Origin of the sequence: Zhihengliuella alba (assembly GCF_039538765.1) — a bacterium.
Lineage (GTDB): Bacteria > Actinomycetota > Actinomycetes > Actinomycetales > Micrococcaceae > Zhihengliuella > Zhihengliuella alba.
The window spans coordinates 1,073,504-1,096,256 of sequence record NZ_BAABCJ010000001.1 but is presented as its reverse complement, the minus strand read 5'-3'; the positions used below and the strand labels follow the sequence as shown (position 1 = coordinate 1,096,256).

The following is a 22,753-nucleotide window of genomic DNA, read 5'->3' as shown; positions in this document are numbered from 1 at the left end:
GGAGTCGCCGGGGCCGCTCGACGGCCGTGCGCGGACCGGTCGGGCATGCACCGGTATCGAGATCCGCAGAGAGGACGGCCGTGGCAGAGCCGAACAGGGAATTCATGACGCGCGCTGAGTTGCGACGCGCGCGGCAGCAGGCCGAGGAGGAGCGCCGGCGCGCCGAGGACGCCGAGCGGCAGCGTCACGCGCAGGAGGTCCTCGCGGAGGAGAGCGCCGACGAGTTCGACGACGTCGACGAGTCGCGCGCCGAGGACGCCGAGTACGCGCCGGAGGGTGATCTCGACGACACCGACGCCGCGGAGCCCGAGACCGCCGCGACGCCGATCATCACCGCCGTGCCCCGTGCGGGGCGTACCGGCACCGGGGCGACCGGCGACGCCGCCACCCGCCCGGACGACTTCGACGACGTCGTCGGGCCCCAGCGAAACGAGAAGCAGCACGTGACCCACGCCCCGCAGGATCCCGCAGCGCAGGCCCCGGACCTCCAGGATCCCGCCCCGCAGGCCGCGCAGGCCCGGCCGGCGTCGCCTCCCGCGGACGAGCCGAGCGCGTCGGCGGTGGCGGAGCCGACGGTGGCCCAGCCGGCGGTGGCTGCGTCGACGGCGGCCCGGGCCGGCGACCGTCCGGGGGCCGCGGACGCCGACGACCGGCAGACCTTCCTCCGGCACGACGAGGACCTGGGCGAGCTGCCCGCCCAGCAGGGGCTGCGCGGGTTCCTGAACCGGCTGGGCTTCTCCCTGGAGCCCACGGGCGAGGAGCTGCGCGACCGGGCCCGCCGCGCCCGCGTCGGCCGGCGCGTCGGCCGCCCGCGCACCGTGTCGATCGTCAACGGCAAGGGCGGCGCCAATAAGACGCCCACCACCGTGCTGCTCGCGGCCGTCTTCGGGCGGAACTCCAGCCAGTCGGTGCTCGCCTGGGACAACAACGGCACCCGCGGAACCCTCGGCTGGCGCACCGCCAAGGACGCGCACGAGGGGCACGTCATGAATCTGCTCCACGACGCGGACCGGCTGCTGGGCGTCTCGCCGACCGAGCTGAGCATCGACGGCTACGTGCACTACCAGCAGACCGACCGGTTCAGCGTGCTGCGCACGGAGCCGACCCTGCTGGCCGCGGAGCAGTCCGTGTCCAGCAAGGACTTCGACACCCTCCACGAGGTCGTCAGCCGCTACTTCCAGCTCACGTTCGTCGACTCCGGCAACGACGAGTCGGCCGAGCGCTGGCTGCGCATGATCGACCACACCGACCAGCTGGTCATCGCGTCCACGACGGTCGAGGAGCACGCCGAGGCCGGCGCCCTGCTCCTCGCCGCGCTCACCAAGCGCGGCGGCCGCTACGCCGAGCTGGCGCGCAACGCCGTCGTCGTCGTGTCCCAGCAGTCCCCGAACATCAACCCGGGCCAGCTCCGGCGAATCCGCCGCGGATTCGAGGACCTGGCCCGCGATGTGGTCACCGTCCCGTACGACCCGCACCTGGTGAAGGGCAAGATCCGCTACGACGCCCTGAAGCCGGCCACGCAGCGGGCCTGGCTCGAGGCGGCCGCGGCGGTCTCCGACGGGCTCGTCGACGCGGCGTCGGAGCCGGCGCCCCAGTAGACTGGCAGGCATGCTCTCGATCCCGTGGGACGCGCTCTCCCCGCTGTACAAGATCCTGGTGGCCGCCTCGATGGGCCTGTCGGCGCTCGGCATCGTGCTGGCCCTCGTCGGCGCAGGCACCAGCACCCAGCCGCTGCTCTACACCGCGATCGGGCTGATCGTCGTGGGCGTCGGCCTGCACGTCGCCGGTCTGGTGGTCCGCGGTCGCGACGCCCGTGCCTACCGGATGCAGAACCCGCCGCGCCAGTAGGCGCCGAGAGCCCACCACCGACCGCGGGCGCAGCCGCGTCCGCCCCCGAGCGCAGAAGGAGCCGCATGTCGATCAACCCGGAACTCGCCGGGCGGGTGTACCCCGCCGGTGAGCCCTACCTCGTGGGACGCGAGAAGATCCGCGAGTTCGCCGCCGCCGTGAAGGCGAACCACCCGGCGCACTTCGACCCCGCCGCGGCGCAGGAGCTCGGCTACGCCGACGTCGTCGCGCCGCCGACCTTCGCCGTCATCGTCGCCCAGCGCGCCGACGCCCAGCTGATCGCGGATCCCGCGTCCGGCATCGACTTCTCCCGCGTGGTCCACGCCGACCAGCGGTTCACGCACCACCGCCCCATCGTCGCGGGGGAGGCGCTCGCCGCCGAGCTGCACGTGGACCAGGTCCGCGCCATGGGCGGCGGCGCCATGATCACCACGCGCGCCGAGATCAGCACCACCTCGGGCGAGCGCGTCGCCACCACCGTCTCATCGCTGCTCGTCCGAGGAGAGGACTGACCATGGCCGTCGAATTCGAGTCCCTCGCCGTCGGCGACGTCATCGGCGAGACCGCCGTGGCCCTCAACCGTGCGGACCTGGTCCGCTACGCCGGCGCCAGCGGCGACTTCAACCCGATCCACTGGAACGAGCGCTTCGCCACCGAGGTGGGCCTGCCCGGCGTCATCGCCCACGGGATGCTGACCATGGGGGCCGCCGTGCAGCTCGTCACCGACTGGGCGGGCGACCCCACCGCCGTCGTCGACTACCAGACGCGCTTCACCAAGCCGGTCGTGGTCGAGGACGTCGCCGGCGTCTCGCCCACCGACGCGGAGGGCACCCCCGTCCGCATCGAGGCGAAGATCGGTGCCAAGGACGACGACGCCCGCACCGTGCGCGTCGACCTGGCGGTCAGCGTCGAGGGACAGAAGGTCCTGGTCAAGTCGCAGGCCGTGGTGAGGTTCTGAGCGTGCGCCTCGCCGAGCTCACCACCACCGGCGTCGGCGGGCCCGCGGCCCGCTACGTCGAGGCGACCACCGAGGCCGAGCTGATCGACGCCGTCACACGCGCCGACGACGCCGGGGAGCCGCTCCTGCTGATCGCCGGCGGCTCCAACCTGGTGGTCTCCGACGCCGGCTTCGCCGGCAGGGTGGTCCGCGTCGCCACCCGGGGCTCCTCCCTCGAGGACCTCGCCTCCTGCTCCGGCGGTATGATCGCCGTCCAGGCCGGGCACCCGTGGGACGAGTTCGTCGCCGAGACCCTGCAGAACGGCTTCGTGGGACTGGAGGCCCTCTCCGGGATCCCCGGGTCCGCCGGCGCCACGCCCGTGCAGAATGTCGGCGCGTACGGGGCCGAGGTGGCCCAGACGATCTCCCGCGTGCGCACCTGGGACCGGGCCGAGCGCCGGATCGTCTCCTTCGCCAACGCCGACCTGCAGTTCGCCTACCGCGACTCGCTGCTGAAGCGGACCACCGCCAACGGGTCCCCGCGCTACGTGGTCCTGCAGACCACGTTCCAGCTGAAGCAGGGCACGCTCGGCGCCCCCATCGGCTACGCCGAGCTGGCGCGCGCCCTGGACGCAGAGGTCGGCGACCGGGTGGAGGCCGCCCGGATCCGCGAGGCCGTCCTGCGGCTGCGTGCCGGCAAGGGGATGGTGCTGGACGCGGCGGACCGCGACACCTGGAGCACCGGCTCCTTCTTCACCAACCCGATCGTCCCGGCGGAGCGCGCCGAGGGCCTGCCCGACGGCGCGCCCCGCTACCCCGCGGGGGACGGGCTCGTGAAGCTCTCCGCCGCCTGGCTCATCGACCGGTCCGGGTTCGGCAAGGGCTACGGGCTCGAGGGCACGGACGGCTTCGGCCTCGCCGGCGGCCGGGCCTCGCTGTCCACCAAGCACACGCTGGCGGTGACCAACCGCGGCGGCGCCACGGCGTCGGACATCCTCGCGGTCGCGCGGGCGGTGCGCGACGGGGTCGAGGAGCGCTTCGGCATCCGGCTCCACAACGAGCCGCTCCTGATCGACGAGAGCCTCTAGGCGACGAGGGGGAGGGCCCATGGAGCGCACGGTCGGCCGGCTGCGGCTGCTCGCGCAGGGCCTCCTCCCGTCCGCGTCGCCGACGGGCGGCGCCCCCGCCTGCGTCGAGGACGTGGTGCGCCGGCTGGGCATGGTCCAGGCGCAGGACCTGCGCCAGGCCTTCTGGGCCGTGGGCGTGCGGCTGCCGGGCTCCAGTGAGGCGGACCTCCGTGCCGCGTTCGACGCCGGGCGGATCGTCCGCACCTGGGGGGCCCGCGGCACGCTGATGCTGCTGGCGCCGGAGCGCGTCCGGCCGCTGCTCTCCCTCACCGCCCCGCGCATGATGGCCCAGATGGCGTCCCGCCGGCGGGAGCTCGGGATCGACGACGGCGTGGTCGCCACGGCCGTCCAGGTGGCCCGGCCCCTGTGCGCGGTCCCGCCCGAGGCCCGGCCGCCGGAGGCGCGTTCGCAGGAGGCCCGGCAGCTGGCCAGCGGACCGACGCCAGCCGTCCCCGGTCACCGCGCCCCGGACAGGACGGGCCCCCGCGCGGCCCGCCCCGGGGCGACGCGGGCGGAACTGCTCGCCGCCTTCGAGGAGGCCGGGCTGCGCACCGACGGCCAGCGGGGCATCCACACGCTCATGGCGGTCTGCCTGGCCGGGCACCTCGTGCAGGGGCCCATGGCGGACGACGGCCGGACCGCCGGGCAGCGCTTCGTCCTGGCCGAGCACTGGCTCCCCGCCGGCGACCTCGCAGGACCGGGCGACCCGGCGGGACCGAGAGTCCTGGACCGGATCGCCGTCGACTACTTCCGCGGCCACGGGCCCGCCACGGAGCGCGACCTCGCCTGGTGGTTGGGCCTGCCCCTGACGCCTGTCCGTGCGGCAGTGGAGCGGCTGACGCAGCCGGCGCCCGGCGAGCCGGGGCTCGTCGGACGTGAGCGTGCCGGATCCGAGGAGCGCTACTGGATGGCCGCGGAGACAGCGGAGCGCTGGGACGACCCGCCGGGGGCGCGCAGCGTCCTCGCGCTCCCCGGATTCGACGAGTTCCTGCTCGGCTACGCGGACCGCAGCGCCGTGCTGGACCCCGCGCACGCCCAGCGCGTGGTGCCCGGCAGCAACGGGGTCTTCCGCCGCACGCTGGTGGTCGGCGGGTCGGTGGCCGGCTGCTGGGAGCCTCCCGCACGGGGCGGCCGCGACGAGCCCCGGGCCGAGCACTTCGAGCCGCCTCCCGGCCCGCGGACGCGCGCCGGATGGGCGGCCCGCATGCGCGAGTACCAGCGGTTCGTGGGCCGCTGAGATCGCTGGACAAGCGACGGGCGCGGATGGAGGATTGCCGTATGGAACACACGACGAGTCTCGAGATGGCCATGGAGCAGGCGGACGGCAACTACAAGGAGGCCAAGCGCCTCCTGGACAAGGCCCGGGCGCAGCACGAGGCGGGGGAGATCGACGCCGACCGGCTCGCCCAGATCGAGCGCCTGTTCGAGGCCGCGGTGTCCGAGGTGCAGCGCACCCACCGCGAGGCCTAGCAGCCCGCCGGTGACGGGCTAGAGGCGCCCGAGCGCGATGGCCAGCATGCGGCGCAGCGGCTCCGCCGCGCCCCACAGCAGCTGGTCGCCGACGGTGAACGCGGAGATGTACTCCGGGCCCATCTCCAGCTTCCGGATGCGGCCCACCGGGATGTCCAGGCTGCCGGAGGCGGCGACCGGGGTGAGGCCCTCCATGGTGGCCTCCTTGGCGTTCGGGATGACCTTCGCCCACTCGTTGTCGGCATCGAGCAGGCGCTCGATCTCCTCGACGGGGAGGTCCTCGGTCAGCTTGATTGTCAGGGCCTGCGAGTGCGAGCGCATCGCGCCGATGCGGACGCAGAGACCGTCCATGGTGATCCGGTTGGCCTCGGTGGTGCCCAGGATCTTGTTGGTCTCGACGCCGGCCTTCCACTCCTCCTTGGACTGGCCGTTGCCGAGATCGGCGTCGATCCACGGGATGAGCGACCCGCCGAGCGGCACGCCGAACTGGGAGGCGTCCAGGCCGCCGCGCTGGGTCTCCAGGACCTTGCGGTCGATCTCGAGGATCGCGGAGGCGGGGTCGGCCAGCTCGCCGGCCACGGAGGCGCTGATGTCGCCGAACTGGGTCAGCAGCTCGCGCATGTGGCGGGCGCCGCCGCCGGAGGCGGCCTGGTAGGTCATCGCCGTCGCCCACTCCACCAGCCCGTTGCGGAACAGTCCGCCGAGGCCCATGAGCATGCAGGAGACGGTGCAGTTGCCGCCCACGAAGTCCTTGACGCCAGCCTCGAGGCCGCGGTCGATCACGTCCCGGTTGACGGGGTCGAGCACGATGATGGAGTCGTCATTCATCCGCAGGGCAGATGCGGCGTCGATCCAGAGCCCGTCCCAGCCGCGGCCGCGCAGCTCGCCGTGCACGGCCTTGGTGTAGTCGCCGCCTTGGGCGGTGACGATGATCGGCAGCTTGGCCAGCGCGTCGAGGTCGTGGGCGTCCTGGAGCGGGCCGGCCCCCTCGGCGAAGGACGGCGCCGCGCCGCCGGGGTTGGACGTGGAGAAGAAGACGGGGTCGATGCCCGCGAAGTCGTTCTCCTCCAGCATGCGCTGCATCAGAACGGAGCCCACCATGCCGCGGTAGCCGACAAAACCAACGGAAGAAGTCATGCCTTCCATGGTAGAGGCAGGCCCCGGTGCGCCGCAGAGTCGATGACGCGCATGTGATGAGGCCGGCGCCCCCGTGACGCGAGGGAGCCTACGGCGTGTCCCTCTTCGACTGCGGGGTGTCCAGGATCCGGCGGCGGCGGGCGATGGCCCAGAGGGCGCCGATCGCGAAGACCTGGGTCACCACCAGCAGGACGATCAGCCCGCCGGCCCGCTGGCCGGTGATGACCATCCACAGGCCGAGCGCGGCGAAGACCACCGCCAGCAGCGGGAAGAGCATGTAGCCGAGCAGGAACAGCGGCTCCGGCTTCGAGACGAAAGCCCGGAGGGCGGTCTTGAGATCGGTCTTCTCCACCGGATCAGTTCCTTTCGGCGGTGCGCCGCCAGCGTTCGATGCGGAATTCGGTGCCGTTGGCGGCGGTCCGCCAGCCGTCGGCGGGCTCGGCGGAGGCCAGCTCCCACTCGGCCCCGAGCGCGGGGGCATGGGTGTCGCCGGCGACCTCGGCGTTGATGACGGTCACGACGGCGGTGTCCGCCAGGGGGACCGACGCGGCGAAGACCTGGCCGCCGCCGATCACGCAGATCGTCTCGCCGCCCGCGGCCTCGCGCCCGGCGCGGAGCGCCTCGTCCAGGCGTTCGACGACGACGCCGCCGGCCCGGCGGACGTCGTCGGCGGTCTCGGGATCGCTGGTCAGGACGATGTTGGTGCGGCCCGCGAAGGGCCGGAAGCGCGGCGGGATGGAGGCCCAGGTGCGCCGACCCATGATCACCGGGTGCCCCATGGTCTCGGCCTTGAAGTGGGCCATGTCCTCGGGGAGGTGCCACGGCAGGTCGCCGTCGCGGCCGATGACGCCGTCGACGGTCTGGGCCCAGACCATGGCGACGGACGCGTGCTGGTGGGAGGTCATGGTGCTCTCACAGTTCGTGTGGGGTGCGTGGGGGAGAGGGGCACCGTCAGACGGCGATCGGCGCCTTGATGCCGGGGTGGTGCTGGTAGTCGAGGACCTCGAAGTCCTCCAGCGTGTAGTCGAAGATCGAATCCGGCACGCGGGCCAGCCGCAGCCGGGGGTAGGGGTACGGTTCCCGCTCGAGCTGCTGCCGCACCTGGTCCAGGTGGTTCCCGTAGATGTGGACGTCCCCGCCGGTCCACACGAAGTCCCCGACCTCCAGCCCGGTCTGGGCGGCGACCAGGTGCGTCAGAAGGGCGTAGGACGCGATGTTGAAGGGCACCCCCAGGAACAGGTCCGCGCTGCGCTGGTACAGCTGGCAGGAGAGGCGCCCGTCCGCCACGTAGAACTGGAACAGGGCGTGGCAGGGCGGGAGCGCCATGTCCTCGACCTCGGCCACGTTCCACGCGCTGACGATGTGCCGGCGCGAGTCCGGATTGGACTTGATCTGCTCGACCACGCGGGCGATCTGGTCGATGTGTCCACCGTCCGGGGTCGGCCATGAGCGCCACTGCACCCCGTAGACGGGGCCGAGCTCGCCGTCGGCGTCGGCCCACTCGTCCCAGATGGTCACGCCCTGCTCCTGCAGCCAGCGGACGTTGGAGTCGCCGCGGAGGAACCAGAGCAGCTCGAGCGCCACCGACTTGAAGTGCACCCGCTTGGTGGTGATCAGCGGGAACGACTCCGTGAGGTCGAACCGGATCTGACGGCCGAAGACGCTGTGCGTGCCGGTGCCGGTGCGGTCCGATTTCACGGTGCCGTTGGCCAGCACGTCGCGCAGCAGGTCCTCATACGGGGTGGCGGTAGGCATGCTCCCAGTCTAGAGGAGCTCAAGCAGGTCGGCGGGCCTACCGCAGCGGCGCGGGGCGCTCCGGGTAGCGCCGGCGGATCCAGTCGTTGAGCCGCCCGGTGTCCCGGAAGGCGCTCACCAGGGTGGGGACCACGAGCGCCAGCGCGAGCATCGACCAGGCGCTCCCCGTGGCGATCAGCAGCGTGGGCAGCAGGCAGAGCAGCCAGTTGGTCCAGCAGAGGCACTTGAAGCACACCAGCCGCAGGAACCGGCCCTTGACGGCGTAGTACTCGTCCGCCTCGGCCGCGTCCAGGCCGCGGGGATCGCGCACGCCGTTGACCGGGACCCGGCGCGGATCCGCGCGGCCCAGACCCACCAGGAGCGCCGTGAGAGCGGCGATCAGGCCGAGGTAGGCGATGAACTGCCAGGGCGACTTCGCGGACCAGGCATCCGGTTCGCCCGCCCCGTTCCAGTGCGTGGGCATCGGATCGGGCAGCAGCGGGTAGGCGAGCACCATGGCGACGACCAGAAGCGCCACCGGCGCGAGCCCGGCGAGCAGCCAGGGCCGCGCCGCCTCCTGGAAGGGCGGGTCCGGCCTCATGCCTTCAACCTCCTGCTGAGCAGCGCGATGAGGGCATCGTCCGGCAGCCGCTCGCCGCGGGCGAGGGTCACCAGCGCGTCGACCGCGGCATCCACCGCGGACGACGGTACCGGCGCCGAGGGTGCGGCGCCGACGGACCCGCTGACGACCGTCCCCGCCCGGCGCCGGCTGGCGATCAGTCCCTTGGACTCGAGCTCCCGGTAGGCACGGTTGACGGTGCCTGTCGAGACGCCGAGGTCGGCGGCGAGGGCGCGCACCGTCGGGAGGCGCTCGCCCGGGCCCAGGTCTCCGAGCATGATCGACGCTGCGATCTGCTGGCGGATCTGCTCGTAGGGCGGCGTGGGCGCCTCCAGATCGATGGTGACGGAGACGGTCACGCCGAGGACCGTTCCGCGAGGGCCGGGCGCGGGACGGGGCTCCCGGGCATCCTTGCCGGCAGGTAGCAGAGGACGACGGCGGCGCCGAGCAGGAGGTTGGGCACCAGTGCCCCGTCCAGCCACGGGAAGGTGTGCTGGTCCAGCCGGATCAGCTGGGCGAGCAGCGCGAGACTCGCCGCCCCGAGGGCGCGGACGGCGCGATGCACGGTGACCATCCGGGTCTCCCGGTCGTCCAGGGGCGAGGCCAGCCCCAGCGGTCGTCGCACGCGCGCGAGCCAGGCGAGTGCCAGAACCAGTGCGCCCACGGCCAGCAGGCATGCGGCCGCCGTGAGCGCGGGGCCCAGGGTCGCCCCGCCCCGGGAGAGCCCCACAACGCCCAGGGTGGTCGCGGTCAGCGCCACCAGCGCGAGCGCGAGGGCGCGCAGCCAGCCGGGAAGCAGGGCGCTGTGGTCCGGCGGGGTCCTGCGGGGGTCGCCGTGGGCGCGGGCGAGCAGGAACTCCATGATCAGCAGGCAGGCGAGGTACAGACCAGCGACGATCAGGACCTGCAGGGCCGCCACCGCCGCGGCGTCGAAGGGGAACGGGCCGGCGGGGCGCCCCTGCTCGTCACGGAGGGGATCGCTGTAGGCCTCCGGGGGCAGCCGGAGGGGAGCGGCGACCACCCACCCCACGACGGCCAGGATCGTCGCGAAGAACAGGGCGAGGTGCTGGTGGTACTGCGCGGCGCGGAACGTACCCTGCGTCGCTTCCGCGGAGTCACGGTCCGCGCGGAGGGTCGGTGGAGCCCACAGGAGCACAGCCGCGACGAGCACCGCCGTGCCGATCCCGTGGGCGGTCTGGAGCTGGGGCAGGGCGAGCGGCAGGAGGGAGCCGGGGCCGGCCGCCGCCTCGCCGCGGTAGGCGAGTGCGGCCCCGGTGAACCCGAACGCGACGAGCGAGGCGGTCCGCAGCAGGCGGTTCAGCCAGATCCGGCGCAGGGTGCGGCTGTCGTCGGCCTCGAGGGCGGACAGGGGAGGCCGCCGCACGATGACGCGCGCGGCGAGCGCGACCGCGCCCACGAGGAGTGCCAGCCCGCCGAGCAGTGCCGTCCCGACGATGCTCCCGGGCAGCAGCCCGGGCATCCCGACCTCCGCGGTGAGGTCGCCGACGGTGCCCGCCCCCGGCGTTCCGGCGCGGCCCGGCATCCAGAGCATCGAGGCCGCGGCGGCCACCGCTGAGGCCGTGCAGCAGGCGAAGAGCGCGGCGAGGCCGCGCGGCGGGTAGTCGCGCACGCGGCGCACCTCGAGCGTGGCGCGGCGGACGGGGCCGGCGGGCTTCGGCCAGGTGTGCTGGCCGATCACGTAGCAGGCACCGAGCCAGAACGCCGGGCCTGCGGCGTCGACCGCGAGCTCGACCGTCTGACCCGCGGTGAGCTGGCCCCAGGAGGCGGGGACGCGGCCGGCCTCCTCCGGCAGCCGGCCGAGGGCCGCCAGGCTGTTGGTGCTCGAGGCGAAGAAGGCGATCACCGCCGTCCACAGCGCGTGGCTCTGGATCTGCGGGAGGGCCGCCCGCGAACCCGGTGACCAGGCGACGAAGCGCAGGAACCCGTAGAGCAGGAGGGCCGCGAGGGCCATCTCCAGGGCGGCGTTGGAGAACGCCGGGATCAGTTCATTCACTGTGCTCCCCCTCTGCACGGTTGTCCGCGCGGACGCCGCCGACCGCCTCAATGTATCAAGTGGTTGAGACAAATGGACAGAGGGAGGCCAGAGGGTCAGGCAGCCGGGTCGACGACTCCGGCACGGCGGGGCAGAGGACAGGTCAGGCCAGGAGGTCCTCGTACTCCGGGTAGCGCGTCAGGTAGTCCTGCACGTAGGAGCACTCCGGGACGATCTTCACGCCCTCCCCGCGGAGCCGGTCCAGCACCAGCGTCACCAGCGCCCGGGCGTACCCGCGGCGGCCGTAGGCCTCGTTGATGATCGTGTGCTGGAGCGTGGCGACGCCGTCGTTCAACTCGTAGCCGAGGAACCCCACGTAGGTGGCCCCGTGCCACAGGCTGTAGCGCTGGCGGCCGGGATCGTGGTCCAGCCGGAGTCCATGGTGCACGATCTTCTCGGGCGCTGCGGTCATCGTTCCTCCTGGGCGTTCGTCCTGCCGGGAGGGCGTGGCGCGGGCCATGCCCCCTGCGCTCAGCCTAGCGCCGAGCCCCCGCGGGCGGGAGCACCGACCGGCGCCCGGTGCGGGAGCAGCCGGGCACGGCCTGGAGCGCCCGCCGCAGCCGGTCAGTCGTCGTAGGACTCCACGACCTCGATCGAGACGATCCTCCCGTTGCGCGCCTGCTGGGCGACGATCGCCGCACCCGGACGGAGGTACGGGTCGGACTCGGGCAGGCACGCGGCGACCTGCGCCGTGCTCCGCTGCCGCAGCAGCTCGATCGCGATCGGCAGCACCGGCCGGTGCGTGCAGACGGCCGCGGGGACCCGCTTGTCCAGCAGCTTCTCGAACGACTGCGTCGCCTTGTGCGGGCGCCGGCCCGCCTCGGCCTCGGTGATGTTCTTCAGCAGCTTGAGCTTGCCGTCCTGGGCGTGGACCAGCGGCGACATGGTCTGCACGCAGCGCTTCCACGGGCTGGAGGCCAGCTTCAGGGCGCCCCAGCAGCGCAGGAGCCGGCACACGGCCCAGGCCTGCCGCTGCCCGGTCGCCGCGAGCGGCCGCTCGCCCTCCGCCTTGGTCCAGGAGGACCGCGGCTTGGCCTTCGCATGGCGTACCACCACGTAGGGCGTCGTCGCGAGGGTGCCCGCCTCGTGCGCGGCGACGAGCGCGTCGAGCGGCTCGATGTCGCTGGTGTTGGTGAGCCACTTGCGCGCCTTCCGGGCGGAGACCCACTCGCAGCGGTCCACCTCGTCGCCGTCGGGCACGGGCGCGGCCGATACCTCGGCCGCCCAGTAGTAGACCACCTTGGGGCCCGACTTCACGTCGTACCGGATGGCGGGCAGCGGCACGCCCAGCGCGACGTCGAGGCCGACCTCCTCGCGGGTCTCCCGGACCGCGCACTCGGGCAGCGTCTCGCCCGGGTCGCGCTTGCCCTTGGGCCACGACCAGTCGTCGTAGCGCTCCCGGTGGATCATGAGCAGCTGCAGCTCGTCGTCGCGCAGCCGCCAGGGCAGGACGCCGGCGGCCACAACGGCGGGGGACTCCACCGTGCCCGGGACGTCGGACGAGCGGCACATCGCCACCACTAGCGGCGCACCGTTCCGCGCTTGCGGGACTCCAGCAGCCAGGTCTGGACGTCGATCAGGGGGCGGCCCTCGGCGTCCCGGTGGTGGCGCGTCCACTTGCCGTCGGCGCCCAGGTGCCAGCTCGAGGTCGCGTCGTCCAGGTACCGGTCCATGATGCGGCTGAGCTCGGCGAGCGACTCGCGGTTGGAGAGCCGGACCAGGGCCTCCACGCGGCGGTCCAGGTTGCGGTGCATCATGTCGGCCGAGCCGATGTAGACCACCTCGTCGCCGCCGTTGCAGAACATGAAGACCCGCGAGTGCTCCAGGAACCGGCCCAGCACCGAGCGGACGCGGATGTTCTCGCTCAGGCCCGGCACGCCGGGGCGCAGCGCGCAGATGCCGCGGACCACGATGTCGACGCTCACGCCGGCCTGGGAGGCGCGGTAGAGGGCGTCGATGATCGCCTCGTCGACCATCGAGTTGACCTTGATCACCACCCGGGCCTGGAGGCCCGCCTTCTTGTTGGCGATCTCCTGCTCGATCCGGTCGATCAGGCCCGAGCGCAGCGAGCGGGGCGCGACGAGGAGGCGCTTGTACGTCGACCGCGGCGCGTAGCCGGAGAGCTGGTTGAACAGCCGCGAGACGTCGTCGCCGACCTGGTCGTCGCAGGTGAGGAGGCCGAAGTCCTCGTAGTACCGGGCGGTGCTCGGGTGGTAGTTGCCGGTGCCGATGTGGCAGTAGCGGCGCATCCGCTCGCCCTCGCGCCGGACCACCAGGGAGAGCTTGCTGTGCGTCTTCAGGCCCACGATCCCGTAGACCACGTGCACGCCGGCCTGCTCCAGCTTCCGGGCCCAGGAGATGTTGGCCTGCTCGTCGAACCGGGCCTTGATCTCCACCAGGGCCAGGACCTGCTTGCCGGCCTCGGCGGCGTCGATCAGGGCGTCGACGATCGGCGAGTCGCCGGACGTGCGGTACAGGGTCTGCTTGATGGCCTGGACCTGCGGGTCGGCGGCGGCCTGCTCCAGGAACGCCTGCACGGAGGTGGAGAACGAGTCGTACGGGTGGTGCAGCAGGATGTCGCGCCGGCGCATCGCCGCGAACACGTTGGCCGCCTTGGACGTCTCCGACTCGTTCAGGTAGCGGGAGGTCTGCGCGAGCTGGCGCGGGTAGTGCAGGTCGGCGCGGTCGACCTTCGCGATCACGCCGAGGCCGCGCAGGTCCAGCGGGGCGGGCAGCTCGAACACCTCGTCCCGCTCCACCCCGAGCTCGCGGACCAGCAGGTCCAGGACGGCCGGGTTGATGTCGCTGCCGACCTCGAGCCGCACCGGAGGGCCGAAGCGGCGGCGCAGCAGCTCCTTCTCGAGCGCCTGCAGGAGGTTCTCGGCGTCGTCCTCCTCCACCTCCAGGTCCTCGTTGCGGGTGACGCGGAACGTGTGGTGCTCCACCACCTCCATGCCGGGGAAGAGGTGCTCGAGCTGGTGGGAGATGACGTCCTCGAGCGGGATGAAGCGGGCGCGGCTGCCCGGGTTCTTCCCCGGGTGGCGGCCGTCCACGGAGACCAGCCGCGGCAGCGTGTCCGGCACCTTCACGCGGGCGAAGAGCTCCTTGCCGCTGGTGGGGTTGCGCACGATCACCGCGAGGTTCAGCGACAGCCCGGAGATGTACGGGAAGGGATGCGCCGGGTCCACGGCGAGCGGCGTGAGGACCGGGAAGACCTGGTCCACGAACCACTGGTGGAGGCTGTCCTGCTCCTCCTCGTCGAGGGCCGCCCACGAGACCAGGTGGATGTTCTCCTGCTCCAGCGCGGGGCGGATCCTGTCCGCGAAGACGGCTGCGTGCCGCTCCTGGAGCCGGCGGGCGCCGTCCAGGATCTGCTCCAGCTGGACGCTGGGGCTGACGCCGGCGGCGGAGGGCACCGCCAGGCCGGTCGCGATGCGGCGCTTGAGGCCGGCGACGCGGACCATGAAGAACTCGTCGAGGTTGGACGCGAAGATCGAGAGGAAGCTGACCCGCTCCAGCAGGTACAGGTCGTCGTCCTCGGCGAGCTCGAGGACGCGGGCGTTGAAGTCCAGCCAGCTGAGCTCGCGGTCCAGGAAGCGGCGCTCGCTGGTGAAGTCGCCCTCGGGGCCGAGCGTCGGCTCGAACTCGGGCAGCTCGATGCGGTCCTGTGTGGCCCTCGCGGCCGGCATGTCCCGGTCGCCGAAGGTATGCGTCTTGACGGTGTTCATGGCACGTTCCCTCCCGGGCCCCGGACGGCTGCGGGTGCAGAGCGGGACCGGCATCGTCGCAGTTCACCGACAACATTACCGGCGAACCGGCCGCACCCGCGGAGCGGAGGGGTCAGGCGCGCGGGCCGAACATCACGTCGACGTCCCAGCGGGTGAACCCGAGCCGCTCGTAGAGCTTGACGGCCGCCGTGTTGTCGGCGTCCACGTAGAGCATGACCCCGTGCACGTCGCGGCCGAGCAGGTAGTTCACGCCGGCCACGGTCAGGGCCCGGCCCAGGCCGCCGCCCTGCGCGCCGGGGAGGACCCCGACCACGTAGACCTCGCCGATCGCGGCGTGCTCGCCGGTCTCGTCGGTGGCGGCCGGGTGGACCTTCGTCCAGTGGTAGCCGAGCACGTTGTCCTCGTCGTCGACGGCCAGGAAGAAGCCGGCCGGGTCGAACCAGTCCTCCGCCATCCGGGCCTTGAGGTCCGTCAGCGTCAGCCCGCCCTGCTCCGGGTGGTGGGCGAACGCCTCGGCGTTGGCGCTGAGCCACTTCTGGTCGTCGTGGCCCGGCACGAACGTGCGCAGCCGGACGCCGGCGGGCAGCTCCGGCTGGTCCAGCGCGGTGTGGCCGCTGAGGCGCATCCTCCACAGCTCGCGGACGGGCTCGAACCCGTGGCGCTCGGCCAGGCGCGCCGCACCGTCGTGCTGGCCGTGGGACCAGGCACGCAGCAGCTGCACGTCGGTCTGCGCGGCGACGACGTCGGCGAGCGCGCCGCCGATGCCGTCGCAGCGGAAGCGGGGGTGCACCACGAGCTCCAGGACGCCCGGGCCGTCCGCGGTCGGCTTCGGCAGGACGGCGACCGCCACGCCCACCAGGTCGGCCCCGTCCAGCGAGACCGGGGACGGTGCGCCGGCCGCGGGGGACTCGGCGAGGTAGGCCAGCGCCACGAACAGGTCGGCGCTGCCCGTGCGCAGCTCCACCAGGGTCTGCTCGGAGAGCGGGGGATTGCCGTCGGCTGCGGCGGCGCCCGCGGCGAGCGCCTCGATCGCTTCCAGCTGCTCGGCGGTGGGGGCGGACGTGCGGGTGCGGATCGTCCAGTCGGTCGTCGCGGTGGTGTCGGCGTCGCTCATGGCTCCAACTTAGCCCGCGAGCCGCCCGACGGGCTACGCCTCGGCGGCGGTTTCCGACTCGACCGGCTGGCGCGGCGCGGTGAACCGGTAGCCCACGTTGCGCACGGTCCCGATGAGCTGCTCGTGGTCCGCGCCGAGCTTGGCGCGCAGGCGGCGGATGTGCACGTCCACCGTGCGCGTGCCGCCGTAGTAGTCGTAGCCCCAGACCTCGTGGAGCAGCTGGTCGCGCGTGAACACGCGGCCCGGGTGCTGCGCCAGGTACTTGAGCAGCTCGAATTCCTTGTAGGTCAGGTTCAGCGGCTTGCCGTGGACCTTGGCCGTGTAGCTGGCCTCGTCGATCACCACGCCCGCGGCCCGGATCTCGGTCGGCTCGTCCTCCGCCGGGGCCTGCGTCCGCGTGGAGGCCAGCCGCAGCCGGGCCTCCACCTCCGCCGGACCGGCCGACTCGAGCACCACGTCGTCCGCCCTCCACACGCTCGAGACGGCCGCCATGCCGCCCTCCGTCAGGACGAGGATGACCGGCACGGACGTCCCGGTGGTGTGGAGCATCTGGCACAGGGAGCGGGAGCCGGACAGGTCGCGCCGGGCGTCCACCATCACGACGTCGGCGCGGTCCGCGTCGAGCAGGGCCGTCGCCGAGGCGGGGAGGACGCGGATCTCGTGGGCGAGGAGCTCGAGGGCCGGGAGGACGCCCGAGGGCGCGTCCCTGGTGTTCGTCAGGAGCAGGATGCTCGCCATTTCCGGTTCTCCTCTGTGCCGTGGGACCGTGCGTCGGGGTGACCGAACACGCCGGTGGGCCGGATTCGTTCCAGTATAGGAGCGGGCCCGTTTCCGGCAGATTGCGTATGTCACGCCCCTGTTACACGGGACCGGTCGCGGCGGCCCCGGCGGAGCGCCCGCCTCGCGCCGGGAGCGCGCTGTCGCCCCCGGCGGCGTGGGTAGGGCAGGATGGAATCCGTGAGTACTCGAAGCCCGGCCGCCACCGCGATCGTCGCGCCGACTGCCGTCGTCGGAGCCGGCGCCCTGATCAGCGGCGGGCTGTTCGCCGCCGCCCTCGGCGCCGATGCGTCGACCGAGGCCCTCGCCGCCGTGCCGATGGCCGGGATCGTCGGGCTCCTGGTCGCCGCCTTCGCCTACGGGTGGCCCCGCCTGCTCGGGCTCCCCGGCCCCTGGCACGTCACCTGGCTCCTGCTCCTGGTCGGCTTCGCCTCGGCGCTCGCCGCCCTCTGGACCCCGCTGCCGAACCCCATGCAGTGGCTCCCCGCCGCGATCGGCGTGGGCGTCCTCGCGACGTTCGTCACCCAGCTCGTCCGCGGCACCGGCACCAGCCAGCGGCTGGAGGCCACACTCGCGTCGCTGCTCGGCGTCGTCGTGGTCGCCCTCGGCTCCGGCTGGGTCGGCGTCGTCACGACGTCGGCGCTCGCCGGCAGCCCGCTGACGGTCCCCGTGGCCGCGGGGGCGGTGGCGCTCGCGACGCTCGGCGTCCTCTGGGTCCTGGCGCAGCGGATCCCGCGCATGGGCGTCTGGGCCGTCGCGGCCCTCGGGATCGGCCCGCTGCTGGCCGCGGGGAGCGCCGCCTACTTCGTCCAGCGCCTGCTCTCGGCGTGACGCCGCGCGCTTAGCCGCACGCGCCCGCGGGAACTAGTATGGGGGCCATGGAAAACTACCTGGCACTGGAAATCTTCTTCATCAGCCTGCTGGTCGTCGCCGGGCTCGGCATGGCCGGCGTCGCCGGCCTGGTCATCTCGCGCCTCTTCAAGGGCCAGAAGTAGAGCAGGAGCCCTAGCTCTATGCCGATCGAGATCCCCACGAACCTCACTCCGGAGCTCGTCCCGCTCTTCTGGCTGCTCGGCACCTGGGAGGGGACCGGCCGCCTCGGCGAGGGCGCCGTGGACGACGAGTACTTCTTCCAGCGCGTCGAGTTCACGGAGAACGGGCAGCCGTTCGTCCAGTACCGGGCCGAGAGCTGGCTCGTGGACGAGGACGGCAACGTGCTCCGCCCGCTCGCCGTCGAGCAGGGCTTCTGGCAGCTGCGCCGCGGCCAGGTCGACGCCGACGTCGGACCCGGCATGGTGCCCGCGGACGTGGTCCCGGCGCTGCGCAACGCGGAGGACGTCGAGCAGCTGCGCGGCGAGGGCGGGTTCCCGATCCAGGCGAACATCGTCCACCCGGGCGGCATCTCGGAGATGTACTACGGCACCATCGACGGGCCCCGCGTGCAGCTGGAGACGGACGAGGTCATGCGGGCGGACGGCTCCAAGGACTACGTCCGCGCCACCCGCCTCTACGGGCTCGTCAACGGCGAGCTCTTCTGGCGCTGGGACTCCCAGCGCACCGGCGAGGACCTCGCAGCCCACGCCTCCGCCGTCCTGAAGAAGCAGCAGTAGTGGCCGGCGAAACCGCGACCCCGGCCGACGGGCAGCCGCTCGGCCCCGCCTACTCCTCCCCGCTCCTGGCCCGCCCCGGCGCGGTGGCCGGCACCGGTCTGGACGCCGGCGTGGCCGCCCACTACGGAGAGCCGCTCCAGGAACAGCGGCGTCTGGAGCGCGGCCAGGCCGTGGCGGACCTCTCCCACCGCGGCGTCGTCACCGTGACCGGCCCGGACCGGCTGAACTGGCTGAACTCCCTTTCGTCGCAGCACCTGCTGAACCTGCGCCCGGGCGTCTCCACGGAGGCCCTCTTCCTCACCGTCCAGGGCCGCATCGAGTTCGACTGCCGTGTCGTCGACGACGGCGGGACCACCTGGCTGATCGTCGAGGCCTTCGAGGCGGCGCCGCTGGCCGCGTGGCTGGACTCCATGCGCTTCATGCTGCGCGTCGAGGTCGCGGACGCGACCGCCGACTGGGCCGTGCTGGGGGCGACGGCGCCGATCGAGCCCCTCGCGGACCGGCTCGCGTGGACCGATCCATGGCCCCACGTGCAGGCCGGCGGAGTCGCCTACTCCGTCGCCGAGCACCCGGGCGCCGAGCGCACCTGGATCGAGTACCTGGTGCCCCGGGCGCAGTTGGAGGAAGCCGTCGCGGACCGGCAGCTGGCCGGCACGCTGGCCGTCGAGGCCCTGCGCATCGCGGCCTGGCGGCCCCGCCACGGGCTGGACACGGACGAGAAGACCATCCCGCACGAGCTGGACCTGCTCCGCACCGCGGTGCACCTGGAGAAGGGCTGCTACAAGGGCCAGGAGACCATCGCGCGCGTCCACAACCTGGGCCACCCGCCGCGCCGGCTCGTGTTCCTCGACCTGGACGGCAGCCACCACACGCTGCCCGAGCCCGGCGCTGACGTGCTCTTCGACGATCCGGGCCGTGGCGAGCGCAGCGTCGGCCGCGTGACCTCGGCGGCGCTGCACCACGAGGCCGGGCCGATCGCCCTCGCCCTGGTGAAGCGCACGGTCGACCCCGAGGCGACCCTGTCCATCGTGGTGGGCGAGGACCGGCTCGCCGCCGCACAGCACGTGATCGTCTCGCCGGACGCGGGCAAGACCGTGGGCCGGCAGAGCGGATTCCTCCGCGGACCCCGCTGACCCGCCGGCGCCGCGGCCCCGGCGGAGCACCGCGCACGGAACGCCGAGGCGGCCCGGACCGATCGGTCCGGGCCGCCTCTGCGTTCCCTCGGCCCGTCCCCGGGCGGTCGCGCGCTAGCCGAAGAGGATCGCGGCCTCCTCGTAGCGCTTCGGCGGGACGCGCTTGAGGTTGTTCAGGGCGGCCTGGAACGGCACGCGGATGACCGAGGTCCCCCGCAGGGAGACCATCATCCCCCATGCCTCGTCGGACACCGCGTCCACCGCCGCCATGCCCAGCCGGGTCGCCAGGGTGCGGTCGAACGCGGTCGGGACGCCGCCGCGCTGGATGTGCCCGAGCACCGTCGCGCGCGACTCGATGCCGGTCGCGGCCTCGATGGACTCGGCGAGCTGCTCGCCGACTCCGCCGAGCCGGGGCCGACCGAACGAGTCGAGCCCGCGGGTCGAGAACGCCTCCTCGGCGCCGTCGGGGATCCAGCCCTCGGCGACGACCACCAGGGGCGCGCGGCCGCGCTCGGCGGCCTGGCCGACCCACTCGTTGACCTGCTCCATGGTGACGGACTGCTCGGGGATGAGGATCGCGTGCGCGCCCGCGGCCATGCCGGAGTGCAGGGCGATCCAGCCGACGTTGCGGCCCATCACCTCGGCAACCATGCAGCGGTGGTGGGACTCGCCCGTGGTGCGGAGCCGATCCATGGCCTCGGTGGCGATGGACACGGCGGTGTCGAAGCCGAACGTGTAGTCGGTCGCGTCCAGGTCGTTGTCGATGGTCTTCGGGACGCCGACGATGTTGAGGCCGGCATCCGTGAGTCGCTTCGCGGCCGCGAGGGTGCCCTCGCCGCCGATCGCGATGACGGCGTCGATCCCGAGCTCGGCCATGGTGCGGGAGATGTTCTCCGGGCCGCCGCGCTCGCCCTCGAAGGGGTTGGTGCGGGAGGTGCCGATGATGGTGCCGCCCTGCTTGGAGATGCCGCGGACCTCCGCGCGGGGCAGCTCCATGACGTCGCCCTCCACGAGGCCGCGCCAGCCGTCGCGCAGGCCCACGAACTCGTGTCCGTAGGTCTTGATGCCGTTGAGGACGGCGCCGCGGATGACGGCGTTGAGGCCGGGGCAATCACCGCCGCTGGTCAGAATGCCGATGCGCATGCGTTCTGCTTCCTGTCTCGCTGTGGTCGGCAGATGCCGAACTGACTGTTGAGCACGACGCTGGGCTGACATAGATGCTAGCAACAAAGGAGACGGCCACCACAGCCTGGGCTGTGGTGGCCGTCGGGGTGACGCCTGGTCGGGATGGGCCGACGCTCGGTCGGGGAGGGGCTGCCGCCGGTCAGCGCGCGCTGCCGACGAGCTTCTCGAGGGCGATCGTGCCGTCCTCGTAGGGGATCAGCAGCCAGGCGACCACGTAGAGGCCGATGCCGACCACCGGCAGGAGGAAAGACAGCAGGACGCCGATGCGGACGAGCGTGACGTCCCAGCCGGTGCTGTCGGCGATGCCGCCGGCGATGCCCGCGACCACGCGGCGCCGGCTGCGGCGGAACTTGATCGAGCGGAGCGTGTCGAAGAACTTGTCCATGGCGTCAGCCTCTCACATGGGGGTCGGTGGTGTCAGCGTTGTAGGGGTCGGAGCCGGGGCGGTGATCCTCGGCGTCCCTGCGCCGCCGGGTGGCGGCGATGCCGCCGATGACCATGATGGCACCGGCGCCGAGCAGGATGAGGACCACGACGATGGCCGGGTTCACGGCGATGTCCAGGAAGGCGTTCGCCAGGAGCGCGACCGCGACGACGAGCGACGCGAGGCCGAACACGAGCGTCCCCAGGGGGATCCCGCGCTTGATCGGCCGCTGGGCCGGGACCGGGGGTGCGGGCGGGGACCAGGCCGGGTCCGCTCCCACGGTTCCCTCGGGGGTGGGCCGCTCGCCCTGGAGGGGCCGGGCGGGCTGCTCGTCGTGGATCGGCCGGGTCGGCTGCTCGTCGGCGGCGTACTCCTCGGCCGTGCGTTGCTCGTCGGCGGCCTCGGGGCGGCGGCCGTGGTCGGGGATGTCGGGGTTGTTCACTGGGTGACCTCCTCGGTCTTCGTCTCCACCACGTCGATGGTGACGTCGTTGAAGGCGCCGTTGAGCACCAGGCGCAGGGCGGGTCCCTCGGTCGTGTCGGTGACGAGCACGCCCTTCGGGCCGCTGATCCCCTCGAACTCCTGCGTCCGCTCGTCGGCATCGGAGCCGGCGCCGCTGCGGTTGATGGTCAGCTCGGCGAAGGCGCTGTTGGCGTCCAGGTACACCGGGATGCTGTCCGGGACGCGGATGGTGGTGTCGCTGAAGGCCAGCGAGAGCGGCACGGTCACGTCCTCCGTGAGCGAGCCCGCGTAGCCGGTCATGTCCAGCGTGTGGTCGGAGAACACGTATCCGCGCTCCCCGGTCCCGGAGTCGATGGAGAACGGCTGGTTCCAGTCCTGCCCCCACCGGTCCGCGCCGTGGTCGCGGAGGCTGGCCAGCCCGCCGAAGAGCAGCGCGGCGATGAGCGTCAGCACCGTCCAGCCGGTCAGGGCGCCGCCGCTGCGCTGGGAGAGCGCGCTGGTGACCACGCCCAGGGCCAGGACGGCCAGGGCTACGGCCAGGGCGATCGCCAGCGCCGCCGCGCCCTCGGGCAGGACGCCCAGGTTCAGGACGTCGAGCAGGAACACGGCCCCGCCGGCCAGGACGGCCAGGCCCAGCCAGATCAGCGTGCCTCCGGTGCCGAGGGGACGGTACATCGGCTTCAGCGGCCGCGGAGGCTTCGGCGGGCGGGGCGGTGCCGTGGACGACGCCGTGGCGCCACCGTCCGTGCCCGGCCGGTCCGCTGCGGCACCGGCCGCGGCGAAGGACGCCGGGGCGGCGCCCCTCGCGGAGGCCTCGGCTGCGGCGGACGCGGCCCGTCCCTCCGCGTGTCCCTCTGCGCGTCCCTCGGCGCCGTGGTCCGTGGCGGTGGGGCTGCCGTCGTTCTTGCGGGACCGGGCGATGAGGAACCAGACCACCAGACCGACGATGAGGAGCAGGACCACGTCGCCGCCGTCGAACCCGCCGTCGAACGCGTGCCAGGGGCGGAACCAGCCGAAGAGGCCGATGAGCGAGACGACGAGGGCGCCGGTGAAACCGGTGGTCCAGTTGCCGCGGGCCACCTCCTGGGCGTGGATCCGCCCGTCCGGGCCGGGCAGCAGGGCCCACGCCGCACCGTAGAGGAGCAGCCCGAAGCCGGTGAAGATGACCACCAGGGCGGTGAGGCCGCGGACGAGGATCGGGTCGAGGCCGGTCCGGTCGGCGAGGCCGCCCGCGACGCCGCCGATCCATCGGTCGGAGCTGCGGGCGACGCCCAGCGACCGCAGCCAGCGGAAGAAGGAGTTCTCAGGCATGGGGTTCATGGCATCCATCCTTCTCCTTGCCGCCGTGCCGCACCATGAGGGGAGGCCCTGAACGGACCCTGAACCCGCCCCGGG

General features: G+C 73.1%; 26 protein-coding genes. 10 read left to right on the top strand and 16 right to left on the bottom strand.

Annotated features, from left to right (window positions below):
- The first annotated feature begins 104 nt into the window (after nucleotides 1–104).
- The 7 genes from ABD784_RS04940 (at nucleotide 105) to ABD784_RS04910 (ending at nucleotide 5,382) form a co-directional block, all read left to right on the top strand.
- Complete coding sequence (locus tag ABD784_RS04940) at nucleotides 105–1,598, top strand: MinD/ParA family ATP-binding protein (protein WP_344880747.1); 1,494 nt, start codon at nucleotides 105–107, stop codon at nucleotides 1,596–1,598.
- Nucleotides 1,599–1,608: 10 nt separating this feature from the next.
- Entirely contained in the window at nucleotides 1,609–1,848 is a 240-nt protein-coding gene (locus ABD784_RS04935) for a hypothetical protein (protein WP_344880744.1), read from the top strand.
- A 65-nt stretch (nucleotides 1,849–1,913) separates the two neighbouring features.
- The gene (locus tag ABD784_RS04930; protein ID WP_344880741.1) at nucleotides 1,914–2,360 is read left to right on the top strand and encodes an FAS1-like dehydratase domain-containing protein; all 447 of its coding nucleotides are present in this window, start codon (nucleotides 1,914–1,916) and stop codon (nucleotides 2,358–2,360) included.
- A gap of 2 nt (nucleotides 2,361–2,362) precedes the next feature.
- Nucleotides 2,363–2,806 (top strand): MaoC family dehydratase, encoded by a 444-nt coding sequence (locus ABD784_RS04925; protein ID WP_344880738.1) that lies wholly within the window; start codon nucleotides 2,363–2,365, stop codon nucleotides 2,804–2,806.
- Nucleotides 2,807–2,808: 2 nt separating this feature from the next.
- Nucleotides 2,809–3,873, top strand: coding sequence for a UDP-N-acetylmuramate dehydrogenase (locus ABD784_RS04920; RefSeq protein ID WP_344880735.1), 1,065 nt, complete (start codon nucleotides 2,809–2,811; stop codon nucleotides 3,871–3,873).
- A gap of 19 nt (nucleotides 3,874–3,892) precedes the next feature.
- On the top strand, nucleotides 3,893–5,149 hold the full coding sequence (locus ABD784_RS04915) for a winged helix DNA-binding domain-containing protein (protein ID WP_344880732.1): 1,257 nt from the start codon (nucleotides 3,893–3,895) through the stop codon (nucleotides 5,147–5,149).
- Nucleotides 5,150–5,190: 41 nt separating this feature from the next.
- On the top strand, nucleotides 5,191–5,382 hold the full coding sequence (locus ABD784_RS04910) for a hypothetical protein (RefSeq protein WP_344880728.1): 192 nt from the start codon (nucleotides 5,191–5,193) through the stop codon (nucleotides 5,380–5,382).
- Nucleotides 5,383–5,400: 18 nt separating this feature from the next.
- On the opposite strand, the gene asd is transcribed toward ABD784_RS04910, so the two are convergent.
- The 12 genes from asd to ABD784_RS04850 form a co-directional block, all read right to left on the bottom strand.
- A complete protein-coding gene (gene asd, locus ABD784_RS04905) occupies nucleotides 5,401–6,519 on the bottom strand; it encodes an aspartate-semialdehyde dehydrogenase (protein WP_344880725.1) in 1,119 nt (372 codons plus the stop codon).
- Nucleotides 6,520–6,607: 88 nt separating this feature from the next.
- Entirely contained in the window at nucleotides 6,608–6,871 is a 264-nt protein-coding gene (locus ABD784_RS04900) for an NF038396 family protein (protein ID WP_344880722.1), read from the bottom strand.
- 4 nt (nucleotides 6,872–6,875) lie between these two features.
- Complete coding sequence (locus ABD784_RS04895) at nucleotides 6,876–7,424, bottom strand: dihydrofolate reductase (protein WP_344880719.1); 549 nt, start codon at nucleotides 7,422–7,424, stop codon at nucleotides 6,876–6,878.
- 46 nt (nucleotides 7,425–7,470) lie between these two features.
- Nucleotides 7,471–8,274, bottom strand: coding sequence for a thymidylate synthase (locus tag ABD784_RS04890; protein WP_344880716.1), 804 nt, complete (start codon nucleotides 8,272–8,274; stop codon nucleotides 7,471–7,473).
- Nucleotides 8,275–8,311: 37 nt separating this feature from the next.
- Nucleotides 8,312–8,854 (bottom strand): DUF1648 domain-containing protein, encoded by a 543-nt coding sequence (locus ABD784_RS04885; RefSeq protein WP_344880713.1) that lies wholly within the window; start codon nucleotides 8,852–8,854, stop codon nucleotides 8,312–8,314.
- Nucleotides 8,851–9,231, bottom strand: a complete 381-nt coding sequence (locus ABD784_RS04880; RefSeq protein ID WP_344880710.1) for a GntR family transcriptional regulator — start codon at nucleotides 9,229–9,231, stop codon at nucleotides 8,851–8,853. Before ABD784_RS04880 ends, ABD784_RS04885 begins: the two co-directional genes overlap by 4 nt.
- Nucleotides 9,228–10,886: a hypothetical protein gene (locus tag ABD784_RS04875; protein ID WP_344880707.1), complete on the bottom strand. Its 1,659-nt coding sequence runs from the start codon at nucleotides 10,884–10,886 to the stop codon at nucleotides 9,228–9,230. The genes ABD784_RS04880 and ABD784_RS04875 overlap by 4 nt, the downstream gene beginning before the upstream one ends.
- Nucleotides 10,887–11,028: 142 nt before the next feature.
- On the bottom strand, nucleotides 11,029–11,337 hold the full coding sequence (locus tag ABD784_RS04870) for a GNAT family N-acetyltransferase (RefSeq protein ID WP_344880703.1): 309 nt from the start codon (nucleotides 11,335–11,337) through the stop codon (nucleotides 11,029–11,031).
- A 152-nt stretch (nucleotides 11,338–11,489) separates the two neighbouring features.
- Nucleotides 11,490–12,437: an NUDIX hydrolase gene (locus tag ABD784_RS04865; RefSeq protein WP_344880700.1), complete on the bottom strand. Its 948-nt coding sequence runs from the start codon at nucleotides 12,435–12,437 to the stop codon at nucleotides 11,490–11,492.
- A gap of 8 nt (nucleotides 12,438–12,445) precedes the next feature.
- Nucleotides 12,446–14,653 (bottom strand): RNA degradosome polyphosphate kinase, encoded by a 2,208-nt coding sequence (locus ABD784_RS04860; protein ID WP_344880697.1) that lies wholly within the window; start codon nucleotides 14,651–14,653, stop codon nucleotides 12,446–12,448.
- A gap of 112 nt (nucleotides 14,654–14,765) precedes the next feature.
- On the bottom strand, nucleotides 14,766–15,767 hold the full coding sequence (gene mshD, locus ABD784_RS04855; RefSeq protein ID WP_344880694.1) for a mycothiol synthase: 1,002 nt from the start codon (nucleotides 15,765–15,767) through the stop codon (nucleotides 14,766–14,768).
- 33 nt (nucleotides 15,768–15,800) lie between these two features.
- A complete protein-coding gene (locus tag ABD784_RS04850; RefSeq protein ID WP_344880691.1) occupies nucleotides 15,801–16,505 on the bottom strand; it encodes a winged helix-turn-helix transcriptional regulator in 705 nt (234 codons plus the stop codon).
- Between the two features lie 219 nt (nucleotides 16,506–16,724).
- Between ABD784_RS04850 and ABD784_RS04845 the strand changes: the two genes are divergently transcribed.
- The 3 genes from ABD784_RS04845 to ygfZ all read left to right on the top strand — a co-directional run bounded on the left by ABD784_RS04845 (nucleotide 16,725) and on the right by ygfZ (nucleotide 19,287).
- On the top strand, nucleotides 16,725–17,375 hold the full coding sequence (locus tag ABD784_RS04845; RefSeq protein ID WP_344880688.1) for a hypothetical protein: 651 nt from the start codon (nucleotides 16,725–16,727) through the stop codon (nucleotides 17,373–17,375).
- 182 nt (nucleotides 17,376–17,557) lie between these two features.
- On the top strand, nucleotides 17,558–18,154 hold the full coding sequence (locus ABD784_RS04840) for a heme-binding beta-barrel domain-containing protein (RefSeq protein ID WP_344880685.1): 597 nt from the start codon (nucleotides 17,558–17,560) through the stop codon (nucleotides 18,152–18,154).
- Nucleotides 18,154–19,287 (top strand): CAF17-like 4Fe-4S cluster assembly/insertion protein YgfZ, encoded by a 1,134-nt coding sequence (ygfZ, locus tag ABD784_RS04835; protein WP_459127258.1) that lies wholly within the window; start codon nucleotides 18,154–18,156, stop codon nucleotides 19,285–19,287. Before ABD784_RS04840 ends, ygfZ begins: the two co-directional genes overlap by 1 nt.
- Before the next feature lie 114 nt (nucleotides 19,288–19,401).
- Here the strand turns inward: ygfZ and ABD784_RS04830 are convergent, their stop codons facing one another.
- From ABD784_RS04830 to ABD784_RS04815, 4 genes are all read right to left on the bottom strand, one after another.
- The gene (locus tag ABD784_RS04830) at nucleotides 19,402–20,430 is read right to left on the bottom strand and encodes a 6-phosphofructokinase (RefSeq protein ID WP_344880682.1); all 1,029 of its coding nucleotides are present in this window, start codon (nucleotides 20,428–20,430) and stop codon (nucleotides 19,402–19,404) included.
- A gap of 181 nt (nucleotides 20,431–20,611) precedes the next feature.
- Complete coding sequence (locus ABD784_RS04825; RefSeq protein WP_344880679.1) at nucleotides 20,612–20,857, bottom strand: PspC domain-containing protein; 246 nt, start codon at nucleotides 20,855–20,857, stop codon at nucleotides 20,612–20,614.
- Nucleotides 20,858–20,861: 4 nt separating this feature from the next.
- Nucleotides 20,862–21,338, bottom strand: a complete 477-nt coding sequence (locus ABD784_RS04820; RefSeq protein WP_344880676.1) for a hypothetical protein — start codon at nucleotides 21,336–21,338, stop codon at nucleotides 20,862–20,864.
- Nucleotides 21,335–22,678, bottom strand: coding sequence for a PspC domain-containing protein (locus ABD784_RS04815; protein WP_344880673.1), 1,344 nt, complete (start codon nucleotides 22,676–22,678; stop codon nucleotides 21,335–21,337). The genes ABD784_RS04820 and ABD784_RS04815 overlap by 4 nt, the downstream gene beginning before the upstream one ends.
- Between the last annotated feature and the right edge of the window lie 75 nt (nucleotides 22,679–22,753).